We start from the raw sequence: 26,971 nt of genomic DNA on the forward strand, positions 1-26,971 counted from the left end.
CGGCGAGTCAATTCAGATAACATGATATCAATATGAGTTTTTTACATCCATTTCTCTAAAATCAGGAATAACGGTATTATGCTTGTTTTTCGAAAAGACATACTTGTTTATGTATTTCTTTATTATCGGCGAAAAACGCCGATAATATAAGTTTTGTTAAATAAATCAGTTTATGTATGTTTGATTTATCGGCGTTTTTGCCGATAAATTTAAATAGTTTAAACATGAATATGTATTCTCAGAGAAGGAAAGATGTGTTAAAATTAGTGCCGGAGGGAGCTTTGGTTACCAGATCTTGGCTACAGCAGAATGATCTCACAGGTCATGCGATCGATAATTTATTGAAGAGTCGACTATTGGAAACTGTGAAAAATGGAGTATATAAACGTGAAGGGGCAGAAGTGGAATGGGGGGATATTGCCTATTTCCTGCAGAAACAGCTAGATACAGATCTAACCATTGGAGGCCTATCGGCTTTAGAACTTCAGAAACTGACCCATTATCTCCCGATGTCTAATCAACGCTTGATTCATTTATATGGCCGGGATAATCTTCCCATATGGATAAATAACCTTACAACAGGGATCAAATTTCTTAAGCATAGTTCTGGCTATTTATTTGGTAATAGTTTTGAAGATGAAAGGCCGCTAGCATTACTTGAGTTTACTAGAGCTTTCAGTTGGAAAAATACAAAGGAAGGCTTACGTATATCCATTCCTGAAAGAGCTATTTTGGAAGTGATGAATCAAGTTCCCCAAAATATATCATTTGAACATGCGGATGAATTAATGCAAGGATTAAATACGCTTTCTCCTAGGACACTCCAAAGATTATTGGAACTGTGCACAAATATCAAAGTTCGCAGGCTTTTCTTTTACCTTGCCGAGCGTCAAAATCATACCTGGTTTACAAAACTTCAATCTGAGAAAATAGATTTTGGATCTGGTAATCGTGTGATCGTCACAGGTGGGAAACTAAATAAGAAATATAAAATAACTGTTCCTGATTTTTATGGGTAAGAAAGAAGAATATGCCGAGCAGGTCCGTTTATTGATCCGATTGTTACCTATAATCGATAAAGAAGACTGTTTTGCACTTAAAGGCGGTACGGCTATTAATTTGTTTTTATAGAGATTTGCCAAGGCTTTCCGTAGACATCGATTTGTTGTATCTGCCAATGGAGGATCGCGACGCCTCTCTTGAAAATATCAGAGCTGCATTAGCGAGAATAACAGATTCCATAAAGAAATCGATTGCAGGTGCCCAAGTTCAAAATACAACACTACAACAGGATAATTCTTTACGAATAATAGTTTCACTTAATGATGTTCGTGTTAAAATAGAACTATCTCCTGTTATACGTGGAAGCCTTTTCCCAGCTGTCAGAATGGAAGTGCGACCGCAGGTTGAAAAAGAATTTGGTTATGCTGAAATGCTAGTTGCATCACACCCAGATCTGTATGCTGGTAAACTTTGCGCTGCCCTAGATCGTCAACATCCCCGTGATTTGTTTGATGTAAAACAGTTATACGAAAATGAAGGATTAACGGAAGAATTACGAAAAACATTTCTTGTATTTTTAATAAGTCATTTTCGACCGATGGCAGAACTGCTTAATCCAAACCGAAAAGATATCTCAGGTATATATGAAATGGAGTTTGCGCAAATGGCAGAAATTGAAGTTTCTTTAGAGGAGCTACTTTCTGTACGGGAGAAACTGATTGCAGATATCAACAAGGAGATGACTGATAGTGAACGTAAATTTTTACTCTCTGTCAAAAATAAGACACCTGATTGGGCACTCTTAGGATTGGACGCAACTTTAGTCTCGGAACTTCCTTCAGTGAAATGGAGATTAATCAATTTAAATAAAATGTCAGAGAATAAACACGTTACCGCTTACAAAAATCTAGAAGCTGTCCTATATCCTTAAAATCAAGCTGAATAGGAGAGATATGGCTTTTTTACGTCAAAAGGGCCTGATTTTCATCAGACCCTTTCTGTTAGCGTTTATTTGTACAATAATTTTTATGTTTCCTATCGTTTCCTCTTTTTTGTTTCGTCATCCAATGCTTTTAAAGACTATTGGATTTTCACTGTACGACGCCAATTTTTATGTTGAACCTTTCTTTCGAAAGGTAGCTTGTAGCCGGTTTGTATTGTAAGAACAACAGTCAATTTGAAATAGTTTTATTGGAGTAATTTTTTTTGTTAACTTGATATGACGGCAGCTGTCTCAATAAAGTATTTTAAAAGTACATAGCATTTCAACCGTCGGATTACTGTTATATGAAAAATCGTTATATCATTACGCCAAAAGACAAAAGGGCAGAAGAGTTATTGGATTTTAATGAAGCTGGAGATCATCATTTGATCCAGTTAGTTCTCTCAGAGTCGCAATTTTATCAATTAGATGCTTTTGGTGTATTTTCAGATTTGAATAATATGCTAGGCTGTTTAATAGATGATTTTGAAGACGATGCTATTACGAATAAGCAACAGTTGGAGGAAGGGTTAAAATATTTAAAAAATGTAAGGTTAAAAGATGATCGTATTCAGGAGCTTATGGAAGAAATTATTTGCCTGTTTGAAGAAGCTTTGAAAAGGCAAACTGGCGTTTATTTTTTCTTTTAATAGGAACTTGGTTATTTTTAAATTGCTAAAATAAAATTCACCTCCCCATTTCCGCCATTCACCGAGTTTTCCCGATCGTTGGTCTAAAGCCGATAGGCTGGGAGCCTATTGTGTTGTAGTTTTGAGTCAACAAATAAGAACAACAGAACTAACACAATAAAAAAAAGACATTATGAGAACACTAGTAAAAACATTCGCAGCAGCAGCTTTAATCGCAGTATCAACTTTCGCTATGGCAGCTGAAGGACCTGGAGCAAAAGCAACAAAAGCAAACGTTAACCTTTCCACTGCGGACTTCGCTTTAGAGCACTATGTTGCAGTAACTACAGAGGGCGAATCAGCAGGAGTAGAGCAGTTATTCGCCGAAGATTTTAATCAAAAGATCCAAGCTACCAATGCGCAGTCTAACAGCCGTAGCGAAGTGGTTAAATCCTTGAAAAAACAAAAAGGTGAAAAGCTAAACTGTACAGTAAGCACAGATATCATTGAGGAATCGGCAGACTATATGGTCGCTAAAGTAACGTTGAAATTTGAAAACTTCACCAAAACAGATTTAGTTACCTTGGAGCGTGTGGGTAATGACTGGAAAGTATCTAAATCGATCAATTCATATAAGTAGTATCCAATAACTGGTGGTTTGTCAATTATAAAAAGGCAGACCACTAGTGAATCATATGTTTATTTAAGGCCACGTCGTGAGATGTGGCTTTTTTAGTTTTGTCCACTTGCTACTAATTGTCAATTATTTTTTTAAATATTTCTATAATTTTCTACAACGATAAGATCAATATCATCATAATCTTTGGCAACCCTGTTAATAGTAGCTTTTACATCGTCCCAAACTAAACCACCTAACCCGGCCCCAATTTTTGGCAGGGCTATTTTTTCGATGCCATTTTGGCGGGCATATACAAGCATTTTGAGAAGAGAATCTTCAATTGCTTTAAGTTCTGCTTTGGTTTTCCAGGTCTTTTGAGTGCCAAGATTGAAAACAGTGCCTTCACCATAGTCGTAAGAAAAAACATCCCCAAGAGAGAAATCACCATCTTTACAACGCTTTTTATATTCCAAATACATTTGATTATATTTTTCTTTGAATTGTAAAGCGATTCCTTTCCCCATTGCTCCAGCGCAATTACAACCATGAGCATAATTTTTTACATCAGGTAAATTGAATATATTTCCAGAATCTAGATATGTGACCATTTTCTTTTTTTTTAATGCGTAATAAAGTCCAATCATTCAGCTTGGAAGTCGAATTGTTGGGAGGATGAAGATGAACAAAATTATCCTGAAATGCAACTTGCTTCACCTCCCTATTCCCTCCATTCACCGAGTTTTCCCGATCGTTAGTCTAAAGCCGATAGGCTAGGAGCCTATTGTGTTGTAGTTTTGAGTCAACAAATAAGAACAACAGAACTAACACAATAAAATAAAGACATTATGAAAGCATTAGTAAAAACATTCGCAGCAGCAGCTTTAATCGCAGTATCTACTTTCGCTATGGCAGCTGAAGGACCAGGAGCAAAAGCAGCAAAAGCTAACATTAACCTTTCTACAGCAGACTTCGCTTTAGAGCACTATGTTGCGGTAACTACAGAGGGAGAATCAGCAGGAGTAGAGCAGTTATTTGCATCTGATTTTAATCAAAAGATCCAAGCTATCAATGCGCAGTCTAACAGCCGTAGCGAAGTGGTTAAATCCTTGAAAAAACAAAAAGGTGAAAAGCTAAACTGTACGGTAAGCACCGAAATCCTTGAGGAGTCGGCGGATTATATGGTAGCCAAAGTGACGTTGACGTTTGAAAACTTTACCAAAACAGACCTAGTGACTCTTGTACGTGAAGGTAATGACTGGAAAGTATCTAAATCGATCAATTCGTATAAATAAGAGCCATCTCAAATAAATATATAAATGTTGTAGAGCCATGTCGAGAGATGTGGCTTATTTTCTAGCTATTTCATGATCGATCATCTCTCATGGCTTATGCTAATAGCATCATTTGCGTAATTGGGTTTGCGTTATCCTGTAGAGGCTGACAACAATAATAGCTGCAGCGACCGTCAGCACATGATGTGTTCCCCTGATAGAATAATGTATAAATCCACCGAGCCCCTGCAACATTAACACAAATTCATTCAAAAAGATTCCAACAAGTAAGCCATAAACGCCATAGTGAATGCCTTTTTCGATTTTTAACATACAAATCTGAAAAGCATACCCAATTAAAAAGAGTGATATTACCACCAAAAGGACGAGGTGAAGATAAGCAATAACAATTGGTCGAAATCCATAAGCTTGTTGGCTCAGAGCAGGTATGACCGATATGCCTTGCAATATCAGTTTGAGAAAAATGGCAAACAGGACACATAACCAAATTTTAGATGTATCGGGGCTTAAGCGGAGTGAAATATTGCTTCGGACCAGTCGGACGACTCGTTGTGCTAATGTTCCCCACAGGACAAATTGCAATCCGACTGTAATGACTATAATAATATATAGCCACAGGGGTAAACCCTTCCACCATAGAACAGATAAGAAATAGGTTGGTATAACAGTCATGACATACACGAGCGAAAAACGCGGACTTATTGGTATTTTACCAGTACGTTTATACAGCCAACTGGCAAACAGAGCAATACAGCCAAAGAAAAACCAGCCATTATACTGAAAATGAAGATAAAAATAGACTGATGCAAGCTGTTTTAATGGATCCAGTTGGTGGCTCACTTTGAGATATGCCAGAAAATAGGCCCCTAGTGAACTAAATATATTGAAAAATAGTGCCGACTTAATTAAGATCGAAATGGCCGGAGGAAGCGTCGATGATTTAAGATCCCGCACTAATTGAAAGCAGAACCAATAAGAGACAAGTATCGATAAAAAGGATAATATAATCGAACATAGGTTATAGCCAGCAGCTGAAAAGGAAATAAGCATGCCTATCGAAACCGTCCAATTAGCCCATAGGATATGCTGATATTTCCTGCACAAAATCTGATTGGTTTTTATTCCCAGAACGGTCATTATGAGAAAAATCATAAGAGCTTGGGATACCCAGGCGGAAAAAGCAAAATGCGAATGCGCATGCATGAGGTTTTTCTGGTCGATCCAAGGAATGGGAAATAAAAATTTTAAGCGCATAATCAACCCGAAAATACCTACAATAAGTAAATTGAATAGGGTGATGACGATCCATTTCCTGATACTTAAATAGCTACTGATTTTATTCATACGTTGATTTCTTTCCGATAGCTGAAACATCGTTGTTTCAAGCTTCAATCAATACCATCGGCCGGAACAAAAACTTTTCCGCGGATAATGTTCAATTTATCTTCCTTGTCCATTTGCTTCATTGTCCGGATGATTGTTTCTACTCTTAACCCGGTCATATTAGCCAATTGTTGGCGCGTAAGCATAAGTCGGTTGCATTCCTGACAAACGAGTCTCTTGCTTTCATTTAACTTTTGGATCAGATTGGAGAGGATCTCCTCCGGTGAACGATTGTAAATTAATTTGATCATAAAGAGTTTAAAGTGTAGTTCGCGCGCCATCTTTTGTGATACCAAACGATGTAGGTTGCCATATTCATATATGATTTCGATGAATTTTTTCGAACTGATCTTCAGTAATGTACATGAACTGTCGGTAATTGCCGTCACTGTATAAACGCCATTGTCCAATATCGCTACTTCTCCAAAGCCCTCATTGGCACAGATAACATTGTGGAGGACCTCCCTACCGTCTGATAAGAAATTAGAAAGACGAACTCGCCCGCTTAACAACTGATAATAAAATGTGGCCATGCTATCCTCATGAAAAAGTATTTCACCAATATCGGCATGTAGGCTGCTCGCTCCCTTTTCGAGAAGTATTGCGGTTGGAATCATCGTTCGATATAAGTTAGTTTTTACTACACAGCGTAAAGATATAGTAGTGTCACAAAATAGATCTTGATGTTGATCACGGGAATGAGTGATGAAAATCAATATGGTGTTAATGTGCTTATATATAGTGTTTTATTGTTTTTGATTGATGGTTTGTTCTCACCGGAATCATTTTATGATTTGCCTCATAAAATGGCTACACGCTTCGATAATACCTTTGGATTAAGTAAAACACAATCAAGTTTGAACACAAAACCAAAATAAGATGAGAAAGCTAATTGTATGTTGTTTGATGGGATTATTTATCTATTCCTGTTCCTCAAACAATGGCGAGAAAAAGACCGTTGCCAACAGTGTTAATGAATCTGGGGCTTCGGCAAATGACGCCAGTGGATATGATCCTCACCGCGGTGAGGGAAAATTTGACAAAGTGGAAATCGCTGACCATTTGGATGCACCAATGGCCGCAGCCGGAAAATTGATTGTTGACCTGAAATGTGCTTCCTGCCACAAGCTAACCGACGAGAAATTGGTCGGGCCAGGATGGAAAGGTGTGACACAACGGAGAAAACCACAGTGGATCATGAATTTTATCACTAATCCTGATCCGATGATCGATAAGGATCCGGAATTACAGGCGCAACTTGAACTATGCATGGTCCGGATGCCTAACCAAAATCTAACGGACGAGGAAGCCCGAAAGGTATTGGAGTTTATGCGACAAAATGATGGTGTAAAATAATAAAAGCTGAATAAGAATCAACAAAGCTGCATAGGTATTAACCTTAAAATAAGAATAGAATGACTTTAACAAAATACATATTGACGAGCCTAATGGCGAGCGCGGTGTTATCGACTTTCCATGCCTGTAAACCCAAAGGAGCGGGAGCCGCCGTGAGTGGTGATGCCGCTGAGAAGGTATATGTTGCCCCAGGGAAATACGATGAATTCTACAATTTCGTATCCGGGGGATTTAGTGGGCAGCTCTCCGTTTATGGACTTCCATCCGGCAGATTATTGCGTGTAATACCCGTTTTTTCACTAGATCCCGAAAAGGGCTGGGGTTTTAGTGAAGAAACTAAACCGATGCTCGAAACGTCCCATGGCAATGTACCTTGGGATGATTTACACCACGTGCAGCTTTCGAAAACCGATGGAAACTACGACGGCCGCTGGGTATTTGTCAATGCCAACAATACCCCCCGTATTGCCCGGGTGGATCTGACAACTTTTCGTACGGCTGAAGTACTCGAACTCCCCAACAGCGGTGGAAACCACTCTTCGCCGTACATTACTGAAAATACCGAATATGTTGTTGCAGGAACGCGATTTTCGGTTCCGCTGGACGGTGAGTCGGGCGATGTACCTATCAATACCTTTAAAAAGAATTTTCGCGGAACATTGAGCTTTGTCAGCGTCAATAAGGATAATGGCAACATGGAATTGGCTTTTCAGATTGAGACACCCGGTGTAAACTATGACCTGAGCCGAGCCGGTAAAGGGATTTCTCATGGTTGGTTCTTCTTCTCCACCTACAATACCGAACAGGCAAATACATTGCTGGAGGTCAATGCATCCAAAAATGACAAAGACTTTATATTGGCCGTCAACTGGAAAAAAGCCGAAGAGTATTTGAAAGCCGGAAAAGGGAAAAAGGTTACCGGGTTGAAGTATGCCCATAACACTTACGACGAGAAATCACATACCGCAAAAACATCTTTTAATACAGAAACGATCGTATTGAAGGCAGAGGAGCTGGAGGGGCTATGCTACTATATCCCTTGCCCAAAATCTCCGCACGGTGTCGACGTTGATCCTACAGGCGAATATATTGTAGGGTCGGGTAAACTGGCTGCGGTCATACCTGTATTCTCGTTCGCTAAGATGCAGAAAGCAATCCAGGAAAAACAATTCGAAGGAAAATTCGGTGGTATCCCAATTATCAAATACGAATCTGCGCTGTACGGCGAAGTCCAAAAACCTGGCTTGGGCCCACTGCATACAGAATTTGATGGCAGAGGAAATGCAATCACGTCATTCTTTGTGTCTTCCGAATTGGTGAAATGGAATATTAAGGATTTAAAGGTGCTCGACCGTACACCAACATTTTACTCAACAGGCCATTTAATGATACCTGGTGGAGATACCAAAAATCCAGAAGGCAAATATGTCATCGCCTATAATAAGATTACGAAAGACCGCTTTCTCCCTACAGGACCGGAGTTGGCTCAGAGTGCCCAATTGTTTGATATCTCGGGAGACAAAATGCAATTGTTGTTAGACTTTCCGACCATTGGTGAACCACATTATGCGCAAGCTATCAAAGCGGAGAAAGTGAAAGACAAAAGTGTGAAGATTTTTAAAATTGAAGAAAATACCAGCCCATTTGTTGCCAAAGGAGACAAAGATGCACGCGTTGAACGTAAAGGTAACCAGGTACATGTATACCTGACATCCATCCGTTCACACTTCACTCCGGACAATATCGAGGGTGTACAACTAGGCGATGAAGTCTATTTCCATGTGACCAATATTGAGCAGGACTGGGATATGCCGCATGGCTTTGCTGTCAAAGGCGCAAAGAATGGAGAATTGCTCATTATGCCGGGAGAGACACAGACATTGAAATGGGTTCCAGATAGAGTAGGTGTATTCCCGTTCTACTGTACGGATTTTTGTAGCGCGTTACACCAAGAGATGCAGGGGTATATCCGTATCTCAAAAAAAGGAAACAATGTTCCGTTGATTTATAGTCTGGGAACCAATCAACCGCAAGAGAAGACCAATTAATATAACCTACAATGATGAAAACTACAAGTCACCTGTCAGCAGTACATCGGATTCTTTTGATCCTGAGTGGCCTGGCCCTGGTAGCGGTCATCTTCCTACCCATCTGGCGTATTGAGCTCGACGCAGCACAATACCCAGAAGGGCTAGAACTACAGATCTATAGCAACAAGTTGGCCGGACAAGTTGATATTATCAATGGACTGAACCACTATATCGGGATGAAAACTCTACATGCGGAAGATTTCATAGAATTTAAGGTCTTGCCCTATATCATCTTATTTTTTGCGCTTGCTTTTTTGCTTACCGGTTTCGTGCAGAATAGAAAACTGCTCTATGGCTTATTCTTTTGTTTTCTGCTTTTTGGAGTCGCAGCCCTGGTTGACTTTTATATCTGGGAATACAACTATGGGCATCAGCTCGATCCATCTGCACCGATAAAAGTTCCCGGAATGTCTTATCAGCCACCACTGATCGGATACAAACAGCTTTTAAATTTTGGCGCCTATTCTATACCTGATATCGGGGGATGGATCTTTATACTCTGTGGAATTATCTTGGCCTTTTGTACAGTGCGGGAGTGGCAAAATAATAAAACCCTAAAACTAAAATCATATGAGAAACTATAAATTATTTGCGTTGATCTGTAGTAGTATATTGATGGTTCTATGTAGTTTGCAGGCCTGTCAGGGCAACAATAAACCCAAGCCTATTAAATACGGTAGCGAGCAATGTGCCCACTGTAAGATGACAATAACGGACGCGCGTTTTGGTACGCAGCTGCAGACAAAAAAGGGACGGGTCTTTAATTTTGATGACGTACAATGTATGATCGCCTTTGTCAAAGGGAACTCGGTCAAAAAAGAAGAGATTGCCGTTTATTACCTGCCGGATTATGTTAGCCATAAGCTCGTACCGGCTGAAGGTGCATATTATCTCAAAAGTGAAGCCTTGAAAAGCCCAATGCGAGGCAATGTTGCTGTATTTGAAAAACGGGTGGAACTGGATAAGGTCAAAGCAGAGATCGGTGGCACGGTGATGACCTGGAATGATCTGTGGAAATAAATGAATAACAATGAAGAATCTAGCTTTAGCGTTGTACTGTGCAATGGCTTGTCTTTGGCTCGTAAACGTGCCTGTATCGGCGACAACCATCCAGGTAGGAAAGGGGCAGTCGGTCAGAACAATAAAGGCTGGCTTAGCACAAGCGAAATCAGGTGATACCGTTTTAGTAGCGGCGGGTGTGTATAAGGAGGGGAATATTGTTATTGATAAGGCAATTTTCCTGAAAGGCCTGGGAAAACCTGTGCTGGACGGCGAGAAAAAATATGAACCGCTCTCGATCAAATCACCGCAGGTTACTGTTCAAGGCTTTTTAATACAGCATTCGGGACATTCTTCCATGAATGATATTGCTGGTATTAAAATTTACAATACAGCGCATATCAAAATTTTTGACAATGAGCTCGTGGACAATTTTTTCGGGATTTATGCGCAGAATGCTACAAACGTTGAAATACGGGGCAATATCCTCAAAGCTTTTGGTACAGCGGAGCAGCTGATTGGTAATGGTATTCATGCTTGGAAATCAGATAGTTTAAGTGTTGAAAATAATGAAGTGTCTGGACATAGGGACGGTATTTATCTTGAGTTTGTGACCCATACTCGAGTACAGGGCAATCTTTCTGAAAAAAATCTGCGCTATGGTCTCCATTTTATGTTTTCCCATGAGAACAGTTACATCTCAAACACCTTTCGCAGCAATGGTGCAGGTGTAGCTGTTATGTATACCAAGCATGTCCATATGGAAAACAATAATTTCGAAGAGAATTGGGGCGATGCCGCCTATGGATTGTTGCTCAAAGATATTTCCGATAGTCAGATCATCAACAATCAGTTTAGCCGCAATACCACGGGTATTTTTATGGAAGGATCGAATCGTATCCATATTGAACATAACAATTTTAAGAGCAACGGATGGGGGCTCAAGATTCAGTCGAGCTGTATGGACAATGTGCTTAAAGACAATAATTTTCTTCAGAATACCTTTGATGTTGCCACCAATGGTACCCTTACACTCAACAGCTTTGTGCATAACTATTGGGACAAATACGAGGGATACGATCTGGACAAAGACGGATTTGGGGATATCCCTTTTCGTCCCGTAAGCCTATTCTCGATGATGGTTGAGCGCTATCCTTCGGCGATGTTACTTTTTCGAAGTTTTATGGCCATGTTGTTCGACCGGACTGAAAAGCTATTACCAAGTCTGACACCCGAGGGGCTTAAAGACGATAAGCCTCGCATGAAATCAATAAAAGTATGATTAGTATCCAGCAGTTAACGAAAAGCTTTGGAAAATTCAATGCATTAAAGGGCATTGATCTGACCTTGAATGGCGGCGAATGCGTTGCCTTAATTGGCCCCAATGGCAGTGGTAAGACTACTTTGATCAAGTCTGTCCTAGGTATGGTCATGCCGAGTGCCGGACGGATCACTTTTGAAGGACAGGACATTGGACAGCAATGGGCTTATCGGAACCATATCGGCTATATGCCGCAGATCGGTCAATATCCTGAGAATATGTCCATCAAACAGGTCCTGGATATGATCAAAGATATCCGTAAACAGCCCCAGACGGATTCGGATCTTTATCAGGCTTTTGGCGTGGACAAGCTGTTGGAAAAACGGATGGCAACGCTTTCCGGTGGCACAAGACAAAAAGTAAGTGCCTGTATCGCATTTATGTTTGACCCCAAAGTACTCATCCTGGATGAACCTACAGCAGGACTGGATCCTCTGTCTACCGAAATTCTCAAGGATAAAATCAAAAAAGAAATCGGACGCGGTAAACTGATCATCATCAGTTCCCATGTGCTTAGTGATCTCGATGAATTTGTATCGCAGATTGTCTTTCTGCAGGAAGGAGAGCTGAAGTTTCATAAGAGTTTGCAGCAATTAAAAGAAGATACAGGTACTGAAAAGCTATCTAAAGCAATCGCTTATTTGATGCAGAACCGCGACCTGTCTAATTAGAGAAAAGATGAATAAAATTATACGCTACGTTTTTGTGGATCTCTTGCGCAACAAGACCATTTTATGCTACACCATATTACTCTTTGTACTTTCCATGACGGTCTATAGCATGGAGGACAACTATGAAAAGGGATTACTCAGTCTACTGAATATTGTGTTGTTTGTAGTTCCGCTGATGAGTATCATTTTTTCAGGCATCTATATCTACCAGAGTTCCGAGTTTATCAATTGCCTTGTCAGTCAGCCTTTGCAACGGCAAAGCATTTGGGGCAGCCTGTATGTGGGTCTGGCAGGTGCACTTAGTTTAGCTTTTTTTATTGGCGTTGGCATACCAACTTTTATCTATGCATTTAGCTCTTCGGGAATTACTTTGGTCGGTTGCGGACTGTTACTTTCTTTGATTTTCGTTTCGATCGCGATGTGGACATCTGTATTGATCAGAGATAAGTCGAAGGGGATAGGATTGGCAATTTTGCTTTGGCTTTATTTCACGCTGCTTTTTGACGCACTGGTGCTTTTCATCCTATTTCAGTTTGCGGATTATCCCATCGAACATGGAATGGTTGCACTGTCCATGCTCAATCCCATCGATATCTGTCGCATCCTTATTTTATTACAGGTCGATCTATCCGCGATGATGGGCTATACAGGGGCGATATTTCGGGATTTCTTCGGTAATACATTCGGCATTGCGACCACCCTGTTGGTCATGTTGCTCTGGTGCCTCATTCCTCTAGGGCTATCTATTCGCTATTTTAAGAAAAAGGATTTATAATAATTTATTGACCATTTAATACTATTATCATGATTAAATCACCGTTATTGGAGGTTTTCAATATAGAACCTCGACTTAAACACCCGACCATATTTGATCACTTCGATGCCCTGGATTCGGGCGAGTCATTTATTATCAAAAACGATCATGATCCTAAACCGCTCTATTATCAGTTGCTGGGTGAACGTGGAAAGGATCTCATTTGGAATTATCTTGAATCGGGGCCCGAATACTGGCAGGTTCGCCTTGGCAAACCGCTCGAAAGCGAAACACTGGAAACCGTTGGCCATATTGCTGCCAAGGATATCCGCAAGGCCGAAGTTTTAAAACAGCTTGGGGTAGATTTTTGTTGCGGTGGTAAGCAGACGCTTAAGGAGGCCGCTCATAGTGTTGGTCTCGATGAAATTGAATTGCGCAGACGGTTAAACCAATCCGAAGAGCTTCCTATAGCCGGCCCACCGCTAAATTTTAAAGATTGGGATATCGATTTTTTAAGTGATTATATTAAGAATGTTCATCATCGGTATGTCCGGGAAAAAGGACCGATTATTCAGGAACTTGCACATAAAGTGGCCGATGTGCATGCACAGCAGCATCCCGAGCTGGTCAACTTGTCCAAAGAACTCGATGCCTTTCTTGATGACCTTTACCATCATTTGGATAAAGAGGAGAAGCAGCTCTTTCCGGCAACCAAGAATGAACAAGAATTGACCAGCAAACAGGTAGAGCAGCTCATTCAATTTTTGATTTCCGAACACGAAGATTCAGGAAAGGAACTTCAGCAGTTGCGCAAAATTACCCAAAATTACACATTGCCAGCCAATGCCTGCAATTCCTACACGTCATTATTTTCACAGATCGAATCTTTCGAATCCGATCTTTTGCAGCATATCCACCTGGAGAATAATATTTTATTTCCAAAGTTGCTCGCGAGCTACGGTGTTCAAATGAATTAAAAACTAGAAAAGCCATGCGGATAAACCAGCATACCAAGATTTCAGAACTGATCAGCTATAATGACTTAAGCATTGAAGCCATTGCAGCTATTGCCAAACCCTTGCGTAAGATCCGGATCCCGGTGTTGCGTCGGATACTGGCCCCTCGGGTCTCCATAGGCGAAGCAGCAAAAATTGGCGGATGTTCGGTTGCAGATTTTCGTGCTGCGCTGGTACCGCTCGGCTTTATTTGGATGTCAGATGGAGCTGAGAAAGTCAATGATCCATTCGATGCAGCAGAGCGGCCAAGTTGGATGGATGATGCAGCAGTGACGGTTGTATTCGATGTGAGACCCCTATTGGAAATGGGGCAAGATCCATTAAAAGATATTTTTCAGTTGTATCGCTCACTCGTCGCAGGAGGGATTCTTTGCATCAGCAATTCATTTGTCCCCATTCCATTAATTAGGCGTATGGAGGAGCGTGGAGTGCCAAGCTATAGCCACGAATGGGCGGAGGGTGAATTCAGAAGTTACTTTTATAAAAAAGATACAGTGCTGTCCGTTCAGCCTGCTGAGGGCGATCATATTTCATTTGTGCCGAAACGACTTTTTGAGCAGAAATTAGCGCGACTTTCCGCGCTTCAACTTGTTACATTGGATGTCAGGACATTGCCTATGCCGCAGCCCATGGAATCAATTCTTGAGGCCCTTGCTCAACTGAAAGCCGATGAGGTTGTCTATGTAAAACATCGGAAGGTTCCGCTCCATTTACTAGAAGAACTGGATCATTTTTCTTATCGGATTTTCATCCATGAACAACATCCTGGAGATGTCCATCTGTTAATTTACCCCGTTAAATAAAATGGCACATATTGCTATTCATAAGAGCCCAGAAGCGTATGCTGTATTGCCGTTTTTTATCACTGCGGGCATTTTTTTTCTACTGTTCAGCTTCCTCTTGGTTTTTAGCGGGGGGCAGCTCTTTGGGCACCATTTTCAACCAAAAGTGCTGGCAATCGTCCATAGCCTAGCACTAGGTTGGGGCACGATGGTGATTTATGGAGCGGCGTATCAGCTGGTGCCGGTTATTTTTGAACGTTCACTTCGCTCTTCCAAATTGGCATTTTTCAGTTATATCCTATTGACATCGGGAACCTGTGTGTTGATTTATAGTTTCTGGTATTTCAAGATCGGTTTACTCATGTGCGTTGGAGGGCTATTGATTACGCTCAGCTCCTACCTGTACTTCTACTTGCTGTGGATGACGACTAAAGATGTGGAGCATCTATTTGAACTACGCCTTTATTTTACGTTCTCGGCCTTCTGGCTTTGTTTTACAACCACCTTAGGCCTTTTGCTTGCCATTAATTTAGCCCATGGTTTTCTAACAAAAAGTCACCTCGATATCCTAAAGCTACACGCCCACGTCGGTATTGTTGGTTGGTTTTTGCAGTTGATCCTGGGAGCGGGAGCGAAGATGCTGCCGATGTTTCTCTTGGGACAATCCACCAAAACAAAGTGGCTTTATGTTTCGGTCATTTTGATAAACCTTGGATTGGTACTTTTTTTATTGGACGGATACAGCCATCCTGTGGGATTAAGATCTCTTACCTTTGGAGCAATAGTGCTATTGGGAGTAGTTTGCTGGGCCGTTTTTGTCGTGGATTGTTTTGTGCACCGGGCGCGTAAGGTACTGGATATTCCGATGAAACATAGTTTCATTTCCTTTTTGAGTTTATTGTTCGCGTTTCTCACCTTACCTATGGTTGTCCGGCAGGAGTCTGGTAATTGGGTGAATTTATATGCCGTATGGGTGTTTTTTGGATGGTTAACGGGTATTATTTTAGGGATGACCTATAAGACCCTGCCTTTTATGATCTGGAATTGGCGCTATAAAGATCTCAATGGCATCAAAAAAATACCTTTGCCCAAGGAACTTTATAGTCAGCGATTACTTTCTATACAATATTATCTTTACCTAGTGGCGCTTGTCGTCATGGCGGTTGCTGTAGCCGGTCGATTCAGGTGGGCATTATACTGTGCAGCCTGGCTTTGGGCAGCACTTGCTGCTGTTTATGTTGTCAATGTCGGAAAAGTAGTTTTTCATCAAAGAAAAAGTAAATAAACTACGCACCTCGCCTATATATTTAATGAAAGATACCATGAAAATTGATCTAACAAAACCGGAGGCTTCCGATCAGTTAAAAGCTGTTCAGGTATTGATGCTTGTGATGGATCCCGAATTGGGGATCAACATCGTAGATATGGGCTTAATTTATGATATTAATTTAACCGATCCCAGTCGTATTGTTGTTACCATGACGTTATCTTCATCCTATTGCCCGATGGGCGACTCTATCGTTCATGGCGTTGAAAAAACATTGCAACAGCAATTTCCACAGCGGGCAATAATTATCGAGCTCGTTTGGGATCCTATTTGGACTCCCGATCGGATCAGCGAAGAGGGAAAGAGCCTATTGGAACGAGAATGATTTCTTGAAGAATAAATTCACCTCCCTATTTCCGCTATTCGCCGAGTTTTCCCGATCGTTAGTCTAAAGCCTTTAGGCTAAGGGCCTATTGTGTTGTAGTTTTGAGTCAACAAATAAGAACAAAAGTACTAACACAATAAAAAAAAACATTATGAAAGTATTAGTAAAAACATTCGCAGCAGCAGCTTTAATCGCAGTATCAACATTTGCTATGGCAGCTGAAGGACCAGGAGCAAAAGCAACAAAAGCGAACGTTAACCTTTCCACAGCAGACTTCGCTTTGGATCATTATGTAGCGGTAACTATTGAAGGAGAATCAGCAGGAGTAGAGCAGTTATTTGCAGCTGATTTTAATCAAAAGATCCAAGCTACCAATGCACAAAGTAACAGCCGTAGCGAAGTGGTTAAATCTTTGAAAAAACAAAAAGGCGAAAAGCTAAACTGTACAGTAAGCACAGCTATCATCGAGGAATCGGCAGACTATATGGTGGCTAAAGTGACTCTAAAATTTGAGAACTTCACCAAAACTGATCTGGTTACTTTGGAGCGTGTGGGTAATGACTGGAAAGTATCCAAATCGATCAATTCTTATAAATAAGAGCCATCTCAAATAAATATATATGTTGTAGAGCCATGTCGTGAGATGTGGCTTTTTCCTTTCATTCCTAAACAATATTTCGGATATTTGGACAAAGGCCAGTTTTTAGTTAAAAGATTTTATCATGTCGGATATTCAGCAGTTAATAACACAGATCAGAGCATTCAGAGATGCGAGAGATTGGGAGCAGTTTCACAATTCCAAGGATCTTGCGGTGGCATTGAGCATTGAAGCGTCTGAACTTCTGGAGCTTTTTCTGTGGAAAGGAAATGAAGATGCCAATCCTGACAAGTTGAAATATGAGCTTGCCGATGTACTCATGTATGCACTATTGCTTGCCGATAAGCACGGACTTGATGTCAAGCAGATCGTGGAGGACAAGATGAGACTCAATAATGAAAAATACCCGGTCGAAAAAGCCAAGGGAACTGCTAAAAAATATAATGAACTGTAATTGATTACGCATGTCAGAATTGGATATTAAAGAAGTTCATATTGTTCCCGTGGGTAGTACAGGAGAGGTTAAGGATACAGATAGCAAACTAGATTTTTATAACAGCGCACTTGTTTATCTGCTCAACGATAAAAGATCAATCTATATAGGTGAATCTATCGATATCAAGAACCGCTTTTCAAGCCACAATAGACACGACAGCAAGAAAGACCTATTAATACGACATGCGATCTATTCGCATTTGTTCAACAAATCCGTTACCCTACATTTAGAAGCATTTCTGATCAATCTTTTCTCAGCAGAAAAAGGTCTGAAACTAATCAATGCCAACCTTGGCAATAACGGGCACTACTATCACCAGAAGAAAGAATATGAAGTATTGTTTCCACAGATCTGGAAACAACTCGAAGAACTTAAAATAGCGCGCACGTCTTTCGAAGAGATCATTAACAGCAACGTTTTTAAGTACTCACCCTACAAGAGTTTGAACCTAGACCAGCAGCAGGCAGTTCTGGCCTGTTTGAAAATGCTCGTGGACGACAAAAAAGGTATCTTTATACAGGGGAATGCAGGTACTGGTAAGACTATCATTGCGATTTATGTACTTAAATTGCTTGTTACGCCCATACGCTATTTTGAACAGTTTGAGATGAAGGATGAATTCTCAATGGAGGCATTCGGGTTGCTTAATGCATATCGAGACAAACATGGTATTACAGTAGAAAATGAAAAAGATCTTAAAGATCAAGTCGCTCTTGTCGTATCGATGACCTCCTTGCGCAGTACCCTGCAGAAAGTGTTCAAAGATATTGATCAGCTCAGTTCGAGTATGGTTATATCGCCAACAGATATTTCAAAACGAACATATAAAGTGGTTTTAGTGGATGAGGCTCACCGCTTGCGCAGACGCAAAAATATATCCGGTTATGGTGATTTTGATAAGAGCAATACGCGTCTCGGATTTGATATCAACGAAGGAACAGAGTTGGATTGGGTATTGAAGCAGTCCGAAAATCAGATTTTCTTTTATGACAGCAACCAATCTATCCGTACCACTGATTTACCACCTTCAAGGTTTGAAGTTTTAAAGAACTCTAAGGCGTATGACAGTGTACGCTTGCAGACGCAGATTCGCTCTGAAGGAGGTGACCTGTTTACTGATTTCGTCCATCGACTGTTTGACTTGGAATTGTTGCCTAACGAAAGATTTGAATCGAATGATTTTGAGCTTAAGCTGTTTGATAGTTTTGTAGCGATGCGTGGTCAAGTTTTCCAGAAGGAAGCAGAGATGGGATTGTCGAGATTGGTTGCAGGCTTTAGCTGGGAATATAAGACCAAGGATAAAAAAAACAGGCATCTGTATGATATGACCATTGAGGGGATAGATCTTCGTTGGAATTCGACAGCTAAAGATTGGATCAATTCAAAAAATGCGATAAATGAAGTAGGGAGTATACATACCGTATTTGGTAATGACCTAAATTATATCGCTATTGTTTTTGGTAAAGAGATCGACTATGATCCTATTGCTAAAACTATAGTGGTGTATCGGGATGAATATAAAGATACGAATGGGAAGAATAGCACCGATGACTTAGATTTATTATTCTATGTTAAAAATATCTACAAGACGCTGATGTTTAGAGGGATTAGGGGCGTATATGTTTATGTGTGCAATCCGAATCTTAAAGCCTATTTGAGTCAACATATGGAGGTTGTGACAGGAAATAGCGGAAACGAGTCAAAAGTCATTCCTTCACGTCTTATTAGTTATGAACCTACAGCGAGTTCTATACCGTATTATGATCTTGAGATTGCAGCAGGCAGTTTTTCCGAATTGCAGCAAAGTGAGACTTTGCAATATGTTGAAGTTGAAGAACGCTATCAGGATCCTCAACGTTATTTTGCCTGTAAGGTTGTGGGAGAGTCCATGAATAAGATTATTCCCAATGGTTCGATCTGTTTATTCGAGCGCTATCAAGGTGGTTCCAGAAATGGTCTGATCTGTCTGGTTGAATCCAGTAGTTTTGAAGATCGCGATTTTGGAGCCAATTATACCATTAAAGAGTATTCGAGTAAGAAGACTATTACGGAAGAGGGCTGGCAACATCAGGAAATTATCCTCTTACCCAAGTCTTCAGACGACTCCTACAGTCCCATTATATTGAAAGATGAGGAGACTGTAGATCTCCAGGTGATCGGCATATTTAGACAGGTGCTATAGTAAAGTTGCTTCAATAATCAATAACAATTGGAAGTATTTCCTTAGCTTTGTATAATTAATCGATGGAAATATATCGGTACATGCCAATTGTAAATTAATTCACTTTAATGAATACCCACATACTTGAATCACTCTTAAGTTTATCCTCGGAGAACGAGGTCGTTGAATTTAAGGAAGCCAAAAATAACTATGACTTCACCAAACTGGGAAAATACTTCTCTGCTATCAGTAATGAAGCTAATCTTTTTGGTAAACCCTATGGATGGTTAGTTTTTGGTGTTGAGGATAAGAAGCATACCGTAGTTGGTACCAATTATCGATCAAACCGTACTGATCTCGATAAGCTTAAGGGAGAAATAGCAAACAAAACTACCAATCGGATTACCTTTATCGAGATCCATGAGGTTATTAAAGAAGGAGGACGTGTGCTCATGTTTCAGATACCAGCCGCGCCACGTGGTATTCCCGTAAGTTTTGATGGGCATTATTATGCTCGAGATGGAGAAGAATTGGTTCCTCTTAATCTTGAAAAGATAGAACGAATTAGAGCACAGGCGACTCAACATGACTGGAGCGCAGCGGTAATTCCAGATGCTACGATAGAAGATCTTGATGAAGAAGCGATAGCTTTAGCAAGAAGAAACTATAAGAGTAAGTTTCCGGACAAAGCGGAGGAAATGGACAAATGGGATGATATCACCTTTCTCAACAAAGCTAAAGTAACCGTCAAGGGGAAAGTCACTCGGACTGCTGTTATCCTGTTGGGTAAAGACGAGTCTGAGCATTTCTTAAATCCAGCGGATGTCAAGATACGTTGGAAGTTAGTGGATACGGAAAATAACGATATTGATTACGATATATTTGGCCTTCCACTCATTCTTTCGGTAGAAAAAGTATTTGCCAAGATACGAAACATTAAATATCGCTATATGCAAGAGGGGACGATTTTCCCTGCCGAGGTTTCTAAGTATGAGCCTTTTTCCATTCGCGAGGCTATAAACAATTGTATAGCCCATCAAGATTACACAAAAGGAGCACGCGTTAATGTTGTCGAAATGGAGGATCAGTTGGTTTTTACCAACTATGGTAATTTTATTCCTGGTAGTGTAGAAAAGGTTGTCATTGAAGATGCACCAGAAGAATTCTATCGAAATAAGTTTTTAGCCACCGCTATGTTCAATCTTAAGATGGTCGATACTGCGGGAGGGGGGATCAAAAAGATCTTTAATTTTCAACGGGAACGCTACTTTCCTCTGCCCGACTATGATCTGTCGGATGACAAAGTTAAGGTCACTATCTCAGGTAAAGTCTTGAATTTGGACTATGCCCGTTTATTAGCGCAGCATAAAGATCTCTCCCTGGAAGATATTATGGCACTGGATAAGGTGCAGAAGAAAAAGCCTTTAAGTAACCACGAGGAGAGTGAGTTAAGGCGTAAAAAACTGATTGAGGGGCGAAAACCTAATTATTTTATTGGCTTACATGTCGCTCAGAAATCTGGTGATAAAGTAGGCTATACGAAAAATAAGGCCTTTGACAATCAATATTACAGAGATCTTATCTTAAAAGCAATATCGCAGCATCATAGTATGTCACGTTCGGAAATAGATGAATTGTTATGGAATAAATTGCCGGACTGGATGACGGATGAGCAGCGGAAAAGGAAAGTCAACAATTTAATAACTAAACTTAAAAATCATAATAAAATTGTCAATAAAGGCACTTTCAAATATTCTATGTGGGAGTTAGCGAATTGATCGCAGTAGAAAGATTAGGAGAAGAACAAGTAGAAAGATTAGGAGAAGAACAAGTAGAAAGATTAGGAGAAGAGCAAGTAGAAAGATAAGTAGAAGAGCAAGTAGAAAGATAAGTAGAAGAGCAAGTAGAAAGATAAGTAGAAGAGCAAGTAGAAAGATAAGTAGAAGAGCAAGTAGAAAGATAAGTAGAAGAGCAAGTAGAAAGATAAGTAGAAAGATAAGTAGAAGAGCAAGTAGAAAGAGAATTAGAAAGATAAGTAGAAGAGCAAGTAGAAAGATTAGGAGAAGAACTAGGAAAAAGATAAGTAGAAGAGCTTGGAGAAAGATTAAGAAAAGAATTAGGAGAAGTTGGGGAATATGATTAAAGGGAAAGAATCGGAATATGTAATAGTATCATATGTTAATGGAAAGTAAGGAATATTTGATAGAATTATTAAAAGAAAAGTATCATTATGAACTTGGTAGAAGAGATAAATTCGAAGATAATTTATCACTGCCGGTCACAGTGTTAGGCTTAATTATCGCTGGGTTATTTTATGTAATCAATGAGGTTTATTCAGACACGTTATCTCCGTGCTCAAAAGCTACTTTTATAGGCATGATCGGATCAATGTTAATAATTATTATAGGTGCTATATTATCACTTGTGTATGTCTTTTTTGGTTTTAAAAGAGAATATTGTACATTTCCAGAAAGTAAAGCAATCCTAGAGAGGTATCAAGAGATTAAGGCATACTCTGCAAAACATAAAGAGGATAATTCTTTTATAACTTCTTCTTTGAAAGAAGACACAATTAAATGGTATTCAGATTGCAATGAGAATAATACGCGTACGAATGACAGACGAGCTAACGCGTTCCATACTTTTAAAATGTTATTTTCAATTATAATAATTTTAGGAGTTTTATTGATGTTTTTAGTATTCTATTTAAAAGTTAATTGATATGAGTAAAAACCCAAAGCCAAGTTTACCACCGCCGCCGCCGGTGCGAAGAGAAAAATCTGAGGAATATCCAGTAAGGCCAAAGACAGATAAAAAATAATATTTAAATTTTTAGATTATAAATTACGGAGTTCTGCTATCATTAAGATATTGATCTCCGTAATTTTAGGTTTCAAGATTTGTATTGATATTAATATTATCAGTTAAAAAAAATATATTCATGCTCTCTATTAAACTGCATGGCGCGTTGAAACGTGTATGGAGTAGAAGTAAGTTTATAAATAACGTCAGTGATATCATTTTTCAAACGTTCATGATAAAACCGGTTGTTATTTTTAGGATCATCAAAAGGCACAATATCCTCAAGACCTTTGAGAATATATTTGCTAGTTTCCAGTCCATTTTTTTTTCCAATACATACAAATACCTCGGAGATTTTTGTGATTGGCTTAAACCAGCCGTTGAAGATATTATCAAGGTCGGGTAACGAAAGGCAATGTTTTATAATTTCCAATAACGTCCGTATAGAATTAGGATTTGAATAATTTTGATATTCTAGATCATAGTAGGTGTCGCCAGCATTTTTTGTTTTAGCTATAATGTATGCCTTCAGTTTTATAAAGGCAAATTCTCCATTTGTTTTCACAAGATGTCTAACAGCGGTAGGCTCATCTAGTAGTTTTTTGTCAATGAGTAATTGATAGTTGTCTGTTATAAAATTTCTAATAAAATCATATTCCCGTAGATCTGATAATGTATTTAAGATAAAGGGGAGAAAGTAATAATCTTCATCTTTCTCAAGATATAAGTTGGCTACCGATTTTAAGATAGGTGGATTATCTATATAACAAAGCTCAACAACTTTCCTTGCACAATCGTAATTCTTTCCAAGAATACTGTTTTTTAGATCTTCTTCAATTCCATATTCATCTTTATCAAAAGAAATTTCTTTTGATCTTAGATAAGCTAGAAAAGGAAGCTTTATCTCAAGATCGGAGATTGATTTCAACTCTTCTAATACTTTTAATACAACTTTCTCTGTTCCTAATATTTCATCAATAAAATCAAAATCAAACAATGTATATTTTGAAAAATCAATCAACTGAAGTAAAAAACTCTCTTCAAATCCCGAAAATTTTAAATAACGGACAAAGTTGAGAAATGAATTAATAGTTCTTAACTCATTAGAAGTTATCCTGGATTCGGGGTTATCTAAAAAGCACTCTATCATTGGCTTAATGTCTATTATCCAGGATTCAATATGTTTTTTTTGAAAATCTTGAACGACAATAGACAATTCGTTATTTTCTGATAGAGTTTGATAAATATCTTCGAAACGATCTAGTCTTCTATTTTCAAGAACTTTGTCAAGATCTTCAATTTTTAGTTTTTGATCCGCCCTATAGTCTTCTCTGAGAATTTTCCAAAGGAAGTGTTTGGCGTATTCACTTATATTCTTTTTCAATTCAATAATATCGTAATACTCATCCCAGAATCTGTCAACTTCCTCAAAAGAAAGAGAGGATGTATTATAGTGTAGAAAGATATTTTCCATTTGCTTTTTTAGCAGTGGCAAGTCAAATTTTACATCAAATTCTCTTTGAATTGAACTTCTATTAAAAGCAATTTCGTCTTGAACAGTAGACTGTTCGATCCGATCTGGAAATATAAATCTTGTATTGTCTTCAATAAATTTTTCAAATTGTATTGCTTTTTCAAAACAGTCGTATTGCATTGTATTGCGAACTTTGATTAGAAAAAGGTCCTCTAAAACACCATTTTTATAAACGTCAACAATATGAGCATAATATTCTGCCTTTAATATCGTCTCCAGAAAATAAATATTACTATTATTTTCTGTTTCTAAAGCTATTAATTTCTTAAATAGTCCTTCATCAACTAAACAGTCTTTTGCTAGGGATGCCAAAAGGTCTTGTTCTAAATGATAAATTCTGTCAGTGGTTATAACATCACAAATTATTTCAGTTAATTTTTCTCCATAGCTTTTTGTTGCTGGACGAATTATCGAAGAACAGTGTTTAATAAATTTTGCTACATATTTTTCTCTTAGTTTGTGGTTGCCTATACGTTTGAGAATAAATTCCAATAAATAAATGAGAGCTTCATTGTCTTTGATTTGGCTAAAAAGTGTAAATATTTTTTCTTTTGTGGAAATTACTGATCCATATTTTGATTTTTTGTTCCATGATATTTCATTGATGGATTTTTTTAGAATATGAAGAATAAAATCTTGATGACGGTCAAAGTTGTTTTCGTTAGTTAGATTGATTACTTGATTGACAAATTCCTTATAATCATAAATAGAAACAAAGCTTTTGATCTGTTCTATTAGTTTCTCTTTTTTATCGTTATCAACTCGTTTTATAAGCGCTATGGTTCTCTCCATAATTTGAAGAAAATCAACCTCGTTGTCCTGAAACTCATTCATTATTTGGAACAAAAGGGATTCTAGCTTTGTAGCATTATCTTTATTAGACAATGACATATGATTGAGTAAAATAATAGCAGACTGGCGTGTCCGTAAATTTAGTTCTTTACTCATCGCCTTATCAAATAAATACTCAATATTTGGTAACGTATCGCTAAATGTTCCAAGTGTGCCATCATCGCTGACCCATAGTGTTTTTTCTATACAGTGATCTTGGAAATACTTTTGCAATACTGTATTTCGAATTTCATCGGACACTAATTCGGTATCTGCTTGGAATACCATTTCGATGTCGTTTTTGATAAGCCAATTAATAAGCTTTTCATAAGCGTTTACTTGCTCAAACTCCATATTTAATAAAAGTGTTACTACGTTATACCATGCAGGATGCACTTTACAGATTTTATCATCTATTTTTATTAGATCAAGAAGTTGGTCAATATCCATTTGGGTCAATATTTGCGCTACGAAATATTCTTGTACGCTTTTCAGTTCAAAGCTCCATTTCTTATCTATAGACTGTTCGATAAATGGATTTTTAGCTAGAGTATCTATTTCTCCCAATATAGCCCGTGCCTTAGAATCCTCAATAGACGTTATTTGCATTGTTTCCATTGCAAAAGCAAGCTTTCTTGCTTGTTCTAAATGAAGACCTTCGCTATAATTTGTATTTCTGAATTTGTCTTTTTCATCATGATCGAGCCTATTTTTGATGTATTGCGATATCAATTTAGAACGTGATATTTCGATAACCCCAGTTTTTAAATAGTTTTCACCTATAAGTTCAAGATAGAAGGGTGTTTCTAAGAGATCTGCATATTTCCAAAAATTGAATTTTCGATGCTCGTTAATAAAGTCTATCCCAAATTTATCCCTTAAGAATCTTATCGCTTGTCCATCCACAATTGGGTTAAGATATGCTTCGGTAAATCCATCTAAGTTTTTGACTATTTTATTGTAAATAGAAGTCCGGCAACTGATGATAAATTTAATGTTGTTTTTCCTCGGCGAAACTTTCTTACTATCGATAAATGATCGCAACTTATTGCTAAAGTCTGTAACGTCATAGACTTCGTCGAGTCCATCTAAAACCACAAGTAGGAAGGGGATTTTCTCATAACGATTGGGTAATATCTCAGAGATTGTAGAATTAGAATTAAAATTTTTGAGTGATTTAAAATAAGGTATGATTTCGTTGCTATTACGTTCATCCCATAGTGAGACAGCCATAAAATTTAATTCCGTTGTTTTTCCTGAACCGGGATTTCCTAATATTACAACACCATTCTGACTACTCGATATTAATGTATCTATTTCTAGAGTATTCTCTGGATTACTCCATAAATATGGATCCCGTAGAGGAGCTGTTCTAAAAGACCTTTCCATATGAAAAGGTTGTTGTTGAATTGAACTTATATAAATATGCTTATCCGTTTCTTCGATTATTATTTTAGCGAGATTCCTATCAGAAAATATAAGTTTATCGAATTTATTTAGTAATAATTGCCGTTCTTTTTCGATAACTTGTCCTATATCTCCATCGTAAACTTTTTTAAACAAATCAGGATACAAGCTAAAAAATTCTTTTATATGGTATTCAGGCGTAAGGAATTGAACTGGACATTCAGGTGCTATTTTATCATAAAACTTTTCAAGTTTGGAAGGTTCGTTCGGGTTTTTAAAATCTTCAAAAGGTGAAACGAATAATAGAAGGTCTATTGTCTTATGGGTAGAAATTATATGAGGAATTTTTTCAAGCGCCAGCGTGTAACTTAAATTGCTATTATAGTCTTTACATTCTGCATAAACAGTGTAGCTTTTATATTTACTTGTTACAATTTCTATCAGTAAATCATATCCGTCTTGTGTTCCAGTTTTCTGATTTCTCCTTCTGGTAATTGTATATCCAAGTTCTATAAAAATTCTTTCTAGGAATTCTAATGCTATTAATTCAAATTCTAAACCTTTTTTAATCATTTGTTGAAATATAATATGGAG

The 26,971-nt window shown here is 38.5% G+C and carries 25 protein-coding genes; 21 read left to right on the forward strand and 4 right to left on the reverse strand.

The genetic code is table 11. The annotated features are described in order from the left end of the window. The first annotated feature begins 224 nt into the window (after positions 1-224). The 4 genes from BV902_RS08050 (at position 225) to BV902_RS08065 (ending at position 3,253) form a co-directional block, all read left to right on the forward strand. Positions 225-1,019: a type IV toxin-antitoxin system AbiEi family antitoxin gene (locus tag BV902_RS08050; RefSeq protein ID WP_075991496.1), complete on the forward strand. Its 795-nt coding sequence runs from the start codon at positions 225-227 to the stop codon at positions 1,017-1,019. A 71-nt stretch (positions 1,020-1,090) separates the two neighbouring features. Then, positions 1,091-1,933 carry a nucleotidyl transferase AbiEii/AbiGii toxin family protein gene (locus BV902_RS08055; protein WP_216640448.1) on the forward strand — a complete coding sequence of 281 codons (843 nt, stop codon included), beginning with the start codon at positions 1,091-1,093 and terminating at the stop codon, positions 1,931-1,933. 356 nt (positions 1,934-2,289) lie between these two features. After that, positions 2,290-2,634 (forward strand): hypothetical protein, encoded by a 345-nt coding sequence (locus BV902_RS08060; protein WP_075991497.1) that lies wholly within the window; start codon positions 2,290-2,292, stop codon positions 2,632-2,634. A 172-nt stretch (positions 2,635-2,806) separates the two neighbouring features. Beyond that, positions 2,807-3,253 carry a nuclear transport factor 2 family protein gene (locus BV902_RS08065; protein WP_083663515.1) on the forward strand — a complete coding sequence of 149 codons (447 nt, stop codon included), beginning with the start codon at positions 2,807-2,809 and terminating at the stop codon, positions 3,251-3,253. A gap of 131 nt (positions 3,254-3,384) precedes the next feature. Here BV902_RS08065 and BV902_RS08070 read toward each other — a convergent pair whose 3' ends face one another. Continuing rightward, on the reverse strand, positions 3,385-3,840 hold the full coding sequence (locus BV902_RS08070) for a macro domain-containing protein (protein ID WP_075994675.1): 456 nt from the start codon (positions 3,838-3,840) through the stop codon (positions 3,385-3,387). A gap of 237 nt (positions 3,841-4,077) precedes the next feature. Between BV902_RS08070 and BV902_RS08075 the strand changes: the two genes are divergently transcribed. After that, positions 4,078-4,524 carry a nuclear transport factor 2 family protein gene (locus tag BV902_RS08075; RefSeq protein ID WP_075991499.1) on the forward strand — a complete coding sequence of 149 codons (447 nt, stop codon included), beginning with the start codon at positions 4,078-4,080 and terminating at the stop codon, positions 4,522-4,524. A 108-nt stretch (positions 4,525-4,632) separates the two neighbouring features. Here the strand turns inward: BV902_RS08075 and BV902_RS08080 are convergent, their stop codons facing one another. Further along, positions 4,633-5,868 (reverse strand): hypothetical protein, encoded by a 1,236-nt coding sequence (locus BV902_RS08080; protein WP_157625952.1) that lies wholly within the window; start codon positions 5,866-5,868, stop codon positions 4,633-4,635. A gap of 44 nt (positions 5,869-5,912) precedes the next feature. Continuing rightward, a complete protein-coding gene (locus BV902_RS08085; RefSeq protein ID WP_075991501.1) occupies positions 5,913-6,524 on the reverse strand; it encodes a Crp/Fnr family transcriptional regulator in 612 nt (203 codons plus the stop codon). A gap of 262 nt (positions 6,525-6,786) precedes the next feature. Here BV902_RS08085 and BV902_RS08095 point away from each other — a divergent pair, with 262 nt between their 5' ends. The 16 genes from BV902_RS08095 (at position 6,787) to BV902_RS08170 (ending at position 22,524) form a co-directional block, all read left to right on the forward strand. Then, on the forward strand, positions 6,787-7,263 hold the full coding sequence (locus tag BV902_RS08095; protein WP_070565751.1) for a c-type cytochrome: 477 nt from the start codon (positions 6,787-6,789) through the stop codon (positions 7,261-7,263). A 59-nt stretch (positions 7,264-7,322) separates the two neighbouring features. Next, positions 7,323-9,311, forward strand: coding sequence for a Sec-dependent nitrous-oxide reductase (gene nosZ / locus BV902_RS08100; RefSeq protein ID WP_083663516.1), 1,989 nt, complete (start codon positions 7,323-7,325; stop codon positions 9,309-9,311). 11 nt (positions 9,312-9,322) lie between these two features. Further along, positions 9,323-9,937, forward strand: coding sequence for a hypothetical protein (locus tag BV902_RS27690; protein ID WP_198386050.1), 615 nt, complete (start codon positions 9,323-9,325; stop codon positions 9,935-9,937). Continuing rightward, positions 9,924-10,373, forward strand: coding sequence for a nitrous oxide reductase accessory protein NosL (locus BV902_RS27695; RefSeq protein WP_083663517.1), 450 nt, complete (start codon positions 9,924-9,926; stop codon positions 10,371-10,373). Before BV902_RS27690 ends, BV902_RS27695 begins: the two co-directional genes overlap by 14 nt. 10 nt (positions 10,374-10,383) lie before the next feature. Continuing rightward, positions 10,384-11,634: a nitrous oxide reductase family maturation protein NosD gene (locus BV902_RS08110; RefSeq protein WP_070565743.1), complete on the forward strand. Its 1,251-nt coding sequence runs from the start codon at positions 10,384-10,386 to the stop codon at positions 11,632-11,634. Next, positions 11,631-12,344 carry an ABC transporter ATP-binding protein gene (locus BV902_RS08115; protein ID WP_075991503.1) on the forward strand — a complete coding sequence of 238 codons (714 nt, stop codon included), beginning with the start codon at positions 11,631-11,633 and terminating at the stop codon, positions 12,342-12,344. The genes BV902_RS08110 and BV902_RS08115 overlap by 4 nt, the downstream gene beginning before the upstream one ends. A gap of 7 nt (positions 12,345-12,351) precedes the next feature. Continuing rightward, positions 12,352-13,119 (forward strand): ABC transporter permease subunit, encoded by a 768-nt coding sequence (locus tag BV902_RS08120; RefSeq protein ID WP_075991504.1) that lies wholly within the window; start codon positions 12,352-12,354, stop codon positions 13,117-13,119. A gap of 29 nt (positions 13,120-13,148) precedes the next feature. Then, a complete protein-coding gene (ric, locus tag BV902_RS08125; RefSeq protein WP_075991505.1) occupies positions 13,149-14,075 on the forward strand; it encodes an iron-sulfur cluster repair di-iron protein in 927 nt (308 codons plus the stop codon). 14 nt (positions 14,076-14,089) lie between these two features. Further along, a complete protein-coding gene (locus tag BV902_RS08130; RefSeq protein WP_075991506.1) occupies positions 14,090-14,917 on the forward strand; it encodes a DUF2249 domain-containing protein in 828 nt (275 codons plus the stop codon). Position 14,918: 1 nt separating this feature from the next. Continuing rightward, positions 14,919-16,181, forward strand: a complete 1,263-nt coding sequence (locus BV902_RS08135; protein WP_075991507.1) for a hypothetical protein — start codon at positions 14,919-14,921, stop codon at positions 16,179-16,181. Positions 16,182-16,218: 37 nt separating this feature from the next. After that, positions 16,219-16,548: a metal-sulfur cluster assembly factor gene (locus BV902_RS08140; RefSeq protein ID WP_070565732.1), complete on the forward strand. Its 330-nt coding sequence runs from the start codon at positions 16,219-16,221 to the stop codon at positions 16,546-16,548. Between the two features lie 151 nt (positions 16,549-16,699). Beyond that, complete coding sequence (locus BV902_RS08145) at positions 16,700-17,146, forward strand: nuclear transport factor 2 family protein (protein WP_075991508.1); 447 nt, start codon at positions 16,700-16,702, stop codon at positions 17,144-17,146. A 124-nt stretch (positions 17,147-17,270) separates the two neighbouring features. Beyond that, a complete protein-coding gene (locus BV902_RS08150; protein WP_075991509.1) occupies positions 17,271-17,600 on the forward strand; it encodes a nucleotide pyrophosphohydrolase in 330 nt (109 codons plus the stop codon). Positions 17,601-17,610: 10 nt separating this feature from the next. Beyond that, positions 17,611-19,824: a DNA/RNA helicase domain-containing protein gene (locus BV902_RS08155; RefSeq protein ID WP_075991510.1), complete on the forward strand. Its 2,214-nt coding sequence runs from the start codon at positions 17,611-17,613 to the stop codon at positions 19,822-19,824. 107 nt (positions 19,825-19,931) lie between these two features. Continuing rightward, a complete protein-coding gene (locus BV902_RS08160) occupies positions 19,932-21,581 on the forward strand; it encodes an RNA-binding domain-containing protein (protein ID WP_075991511.1) in 1,650 nt (549 codons plus the stop codon). 403 nt (positions 21,582-21,984) lie between these two features. Beyond that, the gene (locus BV902_RS08170; protein ID WP_075991512.1) at positions 21,985-22,524 is read left to right on the forward strand and encodes a hypothetical protein; all 540 of its coding nucleotides are present in this window, start codon (positions 21,985-21,987) and stop codon (positions 22,522-22,524) included. Positions 22,525-22,723: 199 nt separating this feature from the next. Here the strand turns inward: BV902_RS08170 and BV902_RS08175 are convergent, their stop codons facing one another. Beyond that, positions 22,724-26,950, reverse strand: coding sequence for an NACHT domain-containing protein (locus BV902_RS08175; RefSeq protein ID WP_075991513.1), 4,227 nt, complete (start codon positions 26,948-26,950; stop codon positions 22,724-22,726). Positions 26,951-26,971: the final 21 nt, after the last annotated feature.

This window comes from Sphingobacterium sp. B29, assembly GCF_001952815.1.
Lineage (GTDB): Bacteria > Bacteroidota > Bacteroidia > Sphingobacteriales > Sphingobacteriaceae > Sphingobacterium > Sphingobacterium siyangense.